Origin of the sequence: Aquabacterium sp. (assembly GCF_004297345.1) — a bacterium.
In the GTDB taxonomy this organism is placed as follows: domain Bacteria; phylum Pseudomonadota; class Gammaproteobacteria; order Burkholderiales; family Burkholderiaceae_C; genus Aquabacterium.
Window position 1 is genome coordinate 1 of sequence record NZ_SCTN01000325.1, and the last position, 10,660, is coordinate 10,660.

9 protein-coding genes and 1 pseudogene are annotated in these 10,660 nt (G+C 61.1%); 4 read left to right on the plus strand and 6 right to left on the minus strand.

Annotation, left to right across the window (positions count from 1 at the left end; all coding sequences use genetic code 11):
* From EPO09_RS11540 to rfbB, 6 genes and pseudogenes are all read right to left on the minus strand, one after another.
* Positions 1-408 (minus strand): annotated as a pseudogene (locus EPO09_RS11540) (hypothetical protein); the annotation flags it as partial.
* A gap of 11 nt (positions 409-419) precedes the next feature.
* On the minus strand, positions 420-1,370 hold the full coding sequence (locus EPO09_RS11545; RefSeq protein ID WP_290643213.1) for a lysylphosphatidylglycerol synthase transmembrane domain-containing protein: 951 nt from the start codon (positions 1,368-1,370) through the stop codon (positions 420-422).
* Between the two features lie 70 nt (positions 1,371-1,440).
* A complete protein-coding gene (gene rfbC / locus EPO09_RS11550) occupies positions 1,441-2,004 on the minus strand; it encodes a dTDP-4-dehydrorhamnose 3,5-epimerase (protein ID WP_290643215.1) in 564 nt (187 codons plus the stop codon).
* Positions 2,005-2,009: 5 nt separating this feature from the next.
* The gene (gene rfbA / locus EPO09_RS11555) at positions 2,010-2,903 is read right to left on the minus strand and encodes a glucose-1-phosphate thymidylyltransferase RfbA (RefSeq protein ID WP_290643217.1); all 894 of its coding nucleotides are present in this window, start codon (positions 2,901-2,903) and stop codon (positions 2,010-2,012) included.
* Positions 2,904-2,907: 4 nt separating this feature from the next.
* Positions 2,908-3,822 carry a dTDP-4-dehydrorhamnose reductase gene (rfbD, locus tag EPO09_RS11560; RefSeq protein WP_290643219.1) on the minus strand — a complete coding sequence of 305 codons (915 nt, stop codon included), beginning with the start codon at positions 3,820-3,822 and terminating at the stop codon, positions 2,908-2,910.
* Positions 3,822-4,904 carry a dTDP-glucose 4,6-dehydratase gene (gene rfbB, locus EPO09_RS11565; RefSeq protein ID WP_290643221.1) on the minus strand — a complete coding sequence of 361 codons (1,083 nt, stop codon included), beginning with the start codon at positions 4,902-4,904 and terminating at the stop codon, positions 3,822-3,824. The genes rfbD and rfbB overlap by 1 nt, the downstream gene beginning before the upstream one ends.
* A 118-nt stretch (positions 4,905-5,022) precedes the next feature.
* On the opposite strand from rfbB, the gene EPO09_RS11570 reads away from it, so the two are divergent.
* The 4 genes from EPO09_RS11570 to EPO09_RS11585 all read left to right on the plus strand — a co-directional run.
* On the plus strand, positions 5,023-6,042 hold the full coding sequence (locus tag EPO09_RS11570; RefSeq protein ID WP_290643222.1) for an NAD-dependent epimerase: 1,020 nt from the start codon (positions 5,023-5,025) through the stop codon (positions 6,040-6,042).
* 207 nt (positions 6,043-6,249) lie between these two features.
* Positions 6,250-8,106 carry a DUF1800 family protein gene (locus EPO09_RS11575; protein WP_290643225.1) on the plus strand — a complete coding sequence of 619 codons (1,857 nt, stop codon included), beginning with the start codon at positions 6,250-6,252 and terminating at the stop codon, positions 8,104-8,106.
* A gap of 7 nt (positions 8,107-8,113) precedes the next feature.
* Positions 8,114-9,664: a DUF1501 domain-containing protein gene (locus EPO09_RS11580; RefSeq protein WP_290643226.1), complete on the plus strand. Its 1,551-nt coding sequence runs from the start codon at positions 8,114-8,116 to the stop codon at positions 9,662-9,664.
* Positions 9,665-9,732: 68 nt separating this feature from the next.
* Positions 9,733-10,660 (plus strand): UDP-glucose/GDP-mannose dehydrogenase family protein (locus EPO09_RS11585; RefSeq protein ID WP_290643228.1); only part of this gene is annotated, 928 nt, incomplete at its 3' end.

Below are 10,660 nucleotides of genomic sequence, written 5' to 3' on the forward strand. Positions count from 1 at the left end.
AAAGCCCTTGTCGCCAAAGCGCTTGACCAGCTCGGCGGCCTTGTTGGCGCCAGACAAGTTCAGTTGGCCATCGCTGGCCATCACGCCATCAAAAAAGCCGACATGATCGGCCACCGCCTGCGCCAGTCGGCTATCAGAAGCGGTACACAGCCACACGGCACGCCCCTGCTCCTTTTGGCCACGCAGCCAGTCCAGCAAGGGCTTGGTGTAGGGCAAGGCGCTGCCGTCAAGCTGCACGCGGCTGGCGATCTGGCGCTTGAGCCCGGCCTTGCCTTGCATCAGCCAGAAGGGCACGAGCAGCAAATACAGGGGGTTGCGCTTGATCAGCAACAAAAAGGATTCAAGCAGCAGATCGCTGTGGATCAGCGTGCCGTCCAGATCAACACAAAGTGGAACCGCTTTGGTCATAGAAGAACTCGTCACAGGTGTCTCGGATCACGCAGGAGCCATACACAGATCCAGCCAATCAACACGGCCAGCCACAGCGTCAGCAGTCGGCAAACCAAGGTCAGCAAGATCGCCTGGGCCACCGTGTACCCGTGCGCGGCCAGCAAGGCTGTCATGACGGTTTCGGTACTGCCCAATCCGCCAGGCAGGAAAGACAAGGCGCCCACGATGATGGCAATGGAATAAGCGCCCATGGCCGCGAAAAGGGAAATGCGCCCCGGCTCGATGGCATCCGCCAACAATTTGAGCCCGACCGCCTCGGCACCCCAGGCCATCACGCCAAGGGCCAACCCGGTCAACAAAATACCAGGAGAGAGAAACTGCCGCGCGTTGGCCAGCATGTGCGCCACGCTTTGAATGGCCTTGACCAGCTTGCCATGCGGCTGGCGATCCAACCGCTGCGCCACAAGCGGCCACGGCACGAGCGCCACGGCGGCAAGCAGCCCCGCCACCAGCCCCAAGGCCAGCCACAGGAAAGACTGGTAGGCCTGCAACTCGGCCAGCACGACGGCCGCCAGCATGATCATCGCCAGCAGATCCAGCAGGCGCTCCACGAAGAACGCGCCAGTAACCTGTGTCATCGAGAGGCCTTTGGGCTGGTAGTAGCGCCCGCGCACCATTTCGCCCAACTTGCCTGGCGACAACGTGAAAGCGAAGCCCGACATGAAGGTCAGCGCCACGAAACGCCACGGAAACACGTGACCCAGGCGGTTCAGATAGAGGCGCCAGCGCAACACCCTCAGCGCATAGTTCCACAGCGACAGCGCTGCAGCGCCCACGATCGCAATCCAGCCCGCTTCCAGCGGAGCCAGATCAATCTGTGCGATGTCTCGCCGAAACCCGACCACGCACCAGACTGCAAAGGCAAGCAGCAAGCCATACGTCAAGGCACGACGCCACAGTGGCACCGCAACGGCAGCCACTGGATCAAGTGCGTTTGGAACCATCCGGGGATTATCTATGCCCGTTATGTTCACGATATGTCAAATGTATTCAACAAGCGCCAGAATCCCTCAAATAGGGAGCCTGGGTATCCTTGGGGGCGAGGGTAACTTCCAATCCCTGCAAGGGCCATTCGATGCCGATGTCCGGATCGTCCCAGCGGATGGCGCCCTCGCAATCCTTGGCATAAAAATCCGTGGTCTTGTAGAGAAAGTGCGTGTCGTCCTGCAGGGTCAGGAAGCCGTGCGCAAATCCTTCCGGCACCCACAACTGGCGCTTGTTGTCCGCGTTGAGTTCCACGCCGGCCCATTGGCCATAGGTGGGCGAACCCTTGCGAATGTCCACGGCCACATCAAACGCAGCGCCCTTCACCACACGCACAAGCTTGCCTTGGGCATGCGGTTGCCTTTGGAAATGCAGCCCACGCAGAACGCCGGCCTTGCTGCAGGAGTGGTTGTCCTGCACGAAAGGACGCGGCGCGGGCAGGCCCAGCTTGCTCAACTCTGCCTCGAAGCGGACCTGGTTGAAGCTTTCCATGAACCAGCCCCGGTCATCGCCAAACACGGCGGGCTCGACGATCACGACATCAGGAATGCGGGTGGGAATGAGCTTCATGGGAATCAATAAATCTTGTCGTTGATGACCTTGAGCAGGTACTGCCCGTAGCCGTTCTTGAGCATGGGTTGCGCCAGCTTCTGAACTTGCTCGGCCGAGATCCAGCCTGAGCGGAACGCGATTTCTTCAGGGCAAGCCACCTTCAGGCCTTGACGCTTTTCCAGCGTGGCAATGAACTGGCCGGCATCGAGCAGGCTGTCGTGCGTACCGGTATCGAGCCAGGCAAAACCACGGCCCATGATCTCGACGTTCAACTGGCCTTGTGCCAGATAACGTGCATTGACATCCGTTATCTCCAGCTCGCCACGGGGGCTGGGCTTGATGTCGGCGGCGATGTCGCACACCTGCTTGTCGTAGAAGTACAAGCCCGTGACGGCGTAGTTGCTCTTGGGTGCCTTGGGCTTTTCTTCGATGCTCAGGGCCTGGTACTTCTCGTTGAAGTCCACGACGCCATAGCGCTCCGGATCATTGACGTGATAGGCGAACACGCTGGCACCTTCATCACGGCCGGCCGCGCTGTTGAGCAGGCGCTGCAGATCATGGCCGTAATAGATGTTGTCGCCCAGCACCAGTGCGCTGGGGTTGTTGCCCACGAAATCACGCCCCAGGATGAAGGCTTGCGCCAGGCCGTCCGGGCTGGGCTGCACGCAATAGCTGATGTTCAGGCCCCACTGGCTGCCGTCGCCCAGCAGCGCTTCGAAACGCGGCGTGTCTTGCGGCGTGCTGATCAGCAGGATGTCGCGGATACCAGCGAGCATCAAGGTGCTCAGCGGGTAATAGACCATGGGCTTGTCGTACACGGGCAGCAGCTGCTTGCTGATGGCCAGCGTCGCGGGGTGAAGCCGCGTGCCGGAGCCGCCGGCCAGGATGATGCCTTTGCGTGTCGTGCGGGAGGTCATGGGGTCACCTTTCAATGATTTCGGTCAGCATGCGTTCCACACCTCGCTGCCAGTGCGGCAAGGTCAGGCCGAATGCATTCTGGATCTTGCTTGTGCTCAGACGGGAGTTGAGCGGGCGCTTGGCCGGGGTGGGGTAAGAGCTGGTCGGCGTTGACAACACCGCCTCGGGCGCCACCTTCAATGGCACGCCCTTGGCGCGTGCCCACTCGATCACGAAGCGCGCGTACTCATGCCAGCTGGTTTCACCGCCGGCCACCAGGTGATAGAGCCCAGCCAGTTCGGGCTGGCGCTGCACAGCCAGGATGGCGTGCGCCGTGATGTCAGCCAGCAAATCAGCACCCGTCGGAGCCCCGATCTGATCGTTGATCACCTTGAGCTCGGCGCGCTCGGCAGCCAGGCGCAGCATGGTCTTGGCAAAGTTGCCGCCTCGTGCGGCATACACCCAGCTGGTCCGCAGGATCAAGTGCCTGCAGCCGCTCGCCTGGATGAGCTGCTCACCCTCCAGCTTGGTCTGGCCGTACACGCTCAGTGGCGCGGTTGCGGCGTCTTCCTGACGCGGCGCCTCGCCACTGCCATCGAACACGTAGTCGGTGCTGTAGTGCACCAGCAGCGCCCCCATGCGAGCCGCCTCGGCAGCGATCGCACCTGGCGTCGTGGCATTGAGCAGACGAGCCAGTTCGGGCTCGCTCTCGGCCTTGTCCACCGCCGTGTGCGCCGCTGCATTGACGATCACGTCAGGCTGCAGCAGGCGAACCAGTGCAGCCAGATCATCTGGCTTGGCGAAGTTGGCACGCAGATGTGGCGCAGCACCCGGCCCGGGGGAGTCGTGGTCAAACGCATCGACCTGCCCCAGCGGTGCCAGCGCACGCTGCAACTCCCAACCGACCTGGCCGCCTTTGCCCAGCAGAAGGATCTTCATCAACGCCCCGCGTAGTTCTGCGCGAGCCAGTCGCGGTAGGAGCCTGAACGCACGGTGTCGATCCAGGCGTTGTTCTCCAGGTACCAGCTCACGGTCTTGTTGATACCGGACTCGAAAGTCTCGGACGGCGCCCAACCGATCTCGCTCTGGATCTTGCGGGGATCGATGGCGTAACGGCGATCGTGGCCCGGGCGATCCTTCACATAGGTGATGAGGCTCTCGTACTTGCTGCCATCGGCACGCGGACGCAACTCATCGAGCTTTTGGCAGATCGTGGTCACCACATCGATGTTCTTGATCTCGTTGATGCCGCCCACGTTGTAGGTCTCGCCCGTGCGGCCCTTTTCGAGCACCTGGCAGATGGCTTCGCAGTGGTCACGCACATACAGCCAGTCGCGGATGTTGAGGCCGTCGCCATACACCGGCAAGGGCTTGCCTTCCAGCGCATTGAGGATCATCAGCGGGATCAGCTTCTCGGGGAAGTGATAGGGGCCGTAGTTGTTGCTGCAATTGGTGGTCAGCGTGGGCATGCCATACGTGTGATGGTAGGCACGCACCAAGTGATCGCTGCCGGCCTTGCTGGCGGAGTAAGGGCTATTGGGCGCGTAAGGCGTGGTTTCGGAAAACGCCGGGTCGGTATCCGACAGCGAGCCGTAAACCTCATCGGTCGAGACGTGCAGGAAACGGAAGGCGGCTTTCTCAGCCTCGGCCATTTGGCCCCAATACTGGCGGGTTTCTTCCAGCAGGCTGAAAGTGCCGACCATATTCGTCTGGATGAATTCACCCGGGCCATGGATGGAGCGATCCACATGGCTTTCTGCGGCGAAGTGCAGGATGGCGCGCGGACGATATTGCGCCAGCGCCTGACGCACGGCATCGCGGTCGGCGATATCGGCCTGAATCAAGGTGGCACGCCCGGCTTTCAGGTGCTCGGCAATCGTGTTGGGATTACCGGCATAGGTCAGCTTGTCGAAAACAACGACCGGCTCCTGCTCACTCAAGCCCAGCTTGGCCTGACGTTCAAACCAGTGGTGGACGAAATTGCCACCGATGAAACCGGCGCCGCCTGTAATCAAAATCATATTGTGTTGCTCCGTGGTCGGACCATGTGCATCAAACCGTGCATTATGCAGACCCCCGCCCCTGGAATGGAGGCCCCGGCACGCCAATACCCTCGCCTGGATGCCCGACAATATCGCCATGAGCAAAGTATTGGTTACCGGCGCGGCCGGCTTCATTGGCATGCATGTGTGTTTGTCGCTGCTCCAGCGCGGCGACACGGTGGTCGGCATCGACAACCTCAACGATTATTACGATCCTCAGTTGAAGAAGGACCGGATCGCCCATATCGGCACGCAATGCCCTGGTGCGGCTTTCCGCTTCGAGTTGCTCGACATCGGCGACAACGCCGCCCTGCAAGCCCTGTTTGACCGCGAACAGTTCGACAGCGTGGTGCACCTGGCCGCCCAGGCCGGCGTGCGTTACTCGCTGCAAAACCCGCACGCCTACGTTCATTCCAACCTGGCCGGCTTCGTGAACATGCTGGAAGCCTGCCGCCATCACAAGACGGGGCACCTGGTCTACGCCAGCAGCTCCAGCGTCTATGGCGGCAATGTGCGCATGCCCTTCTCTGAAGAAGACGCCGTGGATCACCCCGTCAGCCTGTACGCGGCCACCAAAAAGGCCAATGAGCTGATGGCGCACACCTACAGCCACCTGTACGGCTTGCCCACCACCGGCCTGCGCTTCTTCACGGTGTACGGCCCCTGGGGGCGCCCGGACATGGCGCCCATGCTGTTCACACGCGCCATCCTCGCCGGCGAGCCGATCAAGGTCTTCAACCACGGCAAGATGCAACGCGATTTCACCTACATCGACGACATCGTCAAGGGCGTGATCGCCACGCTGGACAAGCCTCCCCAGGCCCAACCTGACTTTGATCGCCAGGATCCCTCGGCAGCCTCCTCGTGGGCGCCCTACCGGGTCTTCAACATCGGCAACAGCGAACCTGTAGCCCTCATGGACTTCATCCAGACCATCGAAACGGCACTGGGCTGCAAGGCCAAGCTGGATTTGCAACCAATGGCCCCGGGTGACGTCGCCGCGACCTACGCCAGCGTGGAGGCCCTCACCGACTGGACTGGCGTGCGCAGCCACACGGATCTGGCCACGGGCATCGGTCATTTCACATCATGGTACAGGGCTTACTTCAAGGGTTAGCACCGGCCAATCACTGACCAAACTGACCTCATCCCCCTTGCCCTAGGGGGCGGAATAGCCCTCACATCGTTACATCAAGCAACAAACACCCATCGACCATACCGGCCTCCGAACTACGATTAATACAAATCGATACCACTAGAGGCGAGCATGAACGGTTTCAGGCGATGGGGGTTGGGCGTGCTATGCAGCGCCTGGATCTTCTCCATGAGTGGCTGCCTGCAGGACACGACCGGAGACAAACCCAAAGATCGCACAGAGGCGACCCGGTTCCTGACTCAAGCAACCTTCGGCCCGGATGAAACCAACATCAGCCGTGTCATGGCCGTTGGTTACGAAGCCTGGATAGACGAGCAATTCGCCTTGCACCCCAGCTTCACCTACCGCGACTTCATGACCCGCCGCGATACGGAGATCAAGGCGGACAACCCGTCGGACGCCACAGCCAAAGCCAGGCCTGATCAGGTCCTGGAAGCGTTCTACACGCGTGCACTGACAGACAAAGCGCAACTGCGCGCCAGAGTCGCTTTCGCGCTGTCGGAAATTTTCGTGGTCTCGCTGGCCGACGACGCACTGTTCATCTATGGGCCGCAGATGGTGGCAGGCTACATGGATGTGCTGGATACGGGGCTTGATGGCACCTACCGGCAATTGCTGGAGGCCATCACCAAGAGCCCCGCCATGGGGCAATACCTGACCTACCGAGGCAACACCCGAGAACTCCCCAGCGTCGGTCACTTCCCGGACGAAAACTATGCCCGGGAGATCATGCAACTGTTCTCCATCGGCTTGTACGAACTCAATTCGGATGGGTCCATCAAGCTCAATGCGCAAGGCCAACCACAAGAAACATATACCAGCGACGACATCAAAGGCCTGGCCAAGGTGTTCACGGGCTGGGCCAATTACAAGGGGCCCGCCTATGCATCCGTGGCCGACGCACTGTGCCTGGCGTGGACGGCTGAATGCCGCGATCCAGAGGGGATGTACCACCCGCTGGTTGAATATCCGGCCTATCACTCCACATCCGAAAAGCGCTTCCTGGGCATCACCATCCCCGCTCAGGACACACCTTCCGCACAAGCCAGCCTGACCGCCGCCCTGGACAGGCTCGCAACGCACGCCAACACGGCGCCGTTCATCAGCAGCAGGCTGATCCAGCGACTGGTCACCAGCAACCCTTCCCCCGCCTACATTGCCCGTGTAGCACAACGCTTCACCGATACAGGCGGCAATATCAAGGAAGTGGTCAAAGCCATCCTCACGGACGACGAGGCCCGAGGACAAGCCACCCTTGTTGACCCCGCGCATGGCAAGCTGAGAGAGCCCGTACTCCGACTGACGGCTTTGCTGAGAGCCTTCAAGTTCAGCAGCCCGACCTTGTCCGTGTCTTCATCGCCCCTGGATGCGTCCGGGTGGAGCCGCACCCCCTACGTGGCCATCGGCAACACCAGCGATACAGGCACATCATGGGGACAGTCGCCACTGTTCTCGCCATCGGTCTTCAACTTCTTCAGGCCTGGCTACACGCCCCCACAAAGCCAGATCAGCAACGCGCACATGGTTGCGCCTGAAATGCAGATCGTCAATGAGACCACGGTGAGCGGCTACGCCAATGCCGTGCTGGACCTGCTGGCCAATGGCATCGGCCCCAGCTTCGTCGCTGATGCTGACGGGCTGTGCGGGGCCTACACCACGAAGATGCAGCAATACATCCAGTCGCTGGACCCGAAAGTGCCCGCCAACAAGGCACTGCAGGACGCCGCAGCTTCCTGCAAGCTTGAAACGCTGACGCAGCGCGGCGTGACGCTTCAGCTGGCAGAACAGCGCGCGATGGCCAGCGACAGCGCTGTCCTGACGCAACACATTGCCGACCGCCTTCTGGGCGGCGCCATCAGCGACCCCTTGCGCCAGTTGGTGATCCGTACGCTCGACACCATTGCCGTGCCGCAGCCGGATCAGACTCAATCCAATAGCGATGCCATCAACAGCGCACTGGACAAACGTGTTTGGAGTGCCATCGCCATGGTGGCCGTGTCGCCTGAATTTCTGATCACCAAGTGAGACGCAGATGACATCGATTCCACGTCGCCAATTTCTGCAACGCACCGCTGCGCTGACGTCCCTGGGTGCCAGTGGGACGCTACTGAGCAGCCTGAGCGCACTACAAACCGCGTCGGCCCAATCAACGGGCGCGCAGGACTACAAGGCACTTGTCTGCATCTTCCTGGCTGGAGGCAACGATGCGCACAACACCGTCATCCCTGTTGATGCCACTTCATGGCGCTGCTACAGCGCCTCACGCGATCCCAAAGTGATGGCCCAGGTCTCCGGCCTGACGCTCCCTGACGACCTGACATCCATCGCCTTGCCGCAATCCAGCTTGCTGTCAATCAACCATCGCAATGCCAAGGGGCTCAACACGGGACGCAGTTTTGCCCTGCACCCGCAACTCACGCGCATTCAGGCCTTGTACGCCCAGTCATCCGCAGCCATCGTCGCCAACATCGGCCCCTTGGTCCAACCCACGACCAAGATCGACCTGCTTGACGGGAGCTTTGCGATCCCCCGCAAACTCTATTCACACAACGACCAGGCGTCGACCTGGCAGTCCTTCGAGCCAGAAGGCGGCGCGGCTGGCTGGGGCGGCTTGCTCATGGACAAGCTGACCAGCCGCAACACCAACAAGACTTTCAGCAGCATTGGCGTGGACAGCACGTCCGCCTGGCTCAATGGCACTGCCGTCACACCCTATCTGATTGGCTCCGGCGGCTATCAAGTCATGGGCGGCAAGACCGGCACGGTCTTCGGCAGCAATGCCCTGTTCAAGGCTGTGCGCAGCGCGGCGTCCACCACGCTCGAGCAAGACATGATCGGCGAGGACTACACACGCGTGGTCAACCGCGCACTGGACAGCGAAGCCGCTCTCCAGCAAGGCCTGCCCGATGCCAGCATGGCGCCGTGGGGCACGCCCGGCACGAACTCGAAAACCGATCCGCTGCTTTTCTACACCAACCCCAATGACGGCACCAGCCAGCTCAACTCGCTGGCCCTCCAACTGCAGATTGTTGCGCGCATGATCGCAGCACGCAGCAACAGCGGGATTGGGGCGGGGCGACAAGTGTTCATGGTGTCGCTCGGCGGCTTTGATACCCACAGCGACCTGCTGCGACAGCATGGCAACCTCATGGCCAAACTCGATCATGCGGTCGACTACTTCCAGAAGTGCCTCACTCAGATGCCGGGCGGCGATCTGCGCTCGCAGGTCACCACGTTCACAGCGTCTGAGTTCGGACGGGCGCTGGTCAACAACGGCGACGGTTGCGACCACGGCTGGGGCGGGCACCACTTTGTGATTGGCGGCGCCGTCAAGGGCGGAGACATCTACGGCCGCTATCCCCAGTTCATGGCTTTTGACAACGAAGGCGAGTATTTCAGCGATCAGCTGCTCAAAGGCGGTGTTTTGCTGCCTGAAACCTCGGTTGATCAGCTTGTCTACACCCTGGGTAAATGGATGGGTGTGGCGGAAAGTGATCTGATTGGTGCGAGCCCCGGCGCGGGTATCACCCCCCATATAGGTAATTTTGATGCGGCTGACCGGGATATAGGCTTCATGGCTTAGTTCCGGCGACTGAAATCGGTCTGCGTCTGTCAAAATCCCGCTGATTTCACAACAATCCGCCTCACATCATGAAAGTTTCAGTTGTTGGTACCGGCTATGTAGGCTTGGTAACGGGTGCGTGTCTGGCCGAAATGGGCAACGACGTGCTCTGCCTGGACGTGGACCCCAACAAGATCCGGATCCTGGAAGAAGGCGGCATTCCCATCCATGAGCCGGGCCTGGACAAGGTGGTCGAACGCAACGTCAAGGCTGGCCGCCTGTCGTTCACGACCGATATCGCCCGCGCCGTGGCGCACGGCACCATCCAGTTCATCGCAGTGGGCACGCCCCCCGATGAAGACGGCTCGGCCGACCTGCAATACGTGCTGGCAGCCGCCCGCAACATCGGCCGCCTGATGAGTGACTACAAGGTCATCGTCGACAAATCCACCGTACCCGTTGGCACAGCCGACAAGGTGCGAGCTGCCGTGGCCGATGAACTGGCCAAGCGCGGCAGCGACGTGCAGTTCGCCGTCGTGTCCAACCCCGAGTTTCTCAAGGAAGGCGCGGCTGTGGACGACTTCATGCGCCCGGATCGCATCGTGGTGGGTGCCGATGACGAGCAAGCCATTTTGCTGATGCGCGCGCTCTATGCCCCCTTCCAGCGCAACCACGATCGCCTGATCGTCATGGATGTGCGCAGCGCCGAGCTGACCAAGTACGCCGCCAATGCCATGCTGGCCACCCGCATCAGCTTCATGAACGAGCTGGCCCTGCTGGCCGAGAAGATGGGCGCAGACATCGAGCAGGTCCGCCTGGGCATCGGTTCGGATCAACGCATCGGCACGCACTTCCTGTACGCCGGCTGCGGCTACGGCGGCAGTTGCTTCCCCAAGGACGTGAAAGCCCTGATCAAGACAGCCAACGGCGTGGACCAGGAACTGCTGGTGCTCCAGGCCGTGGAAGATGCCAACGAGCGCCAGAAGACCGTGCTGGTCAACAAGGTCGTCAAGCGCT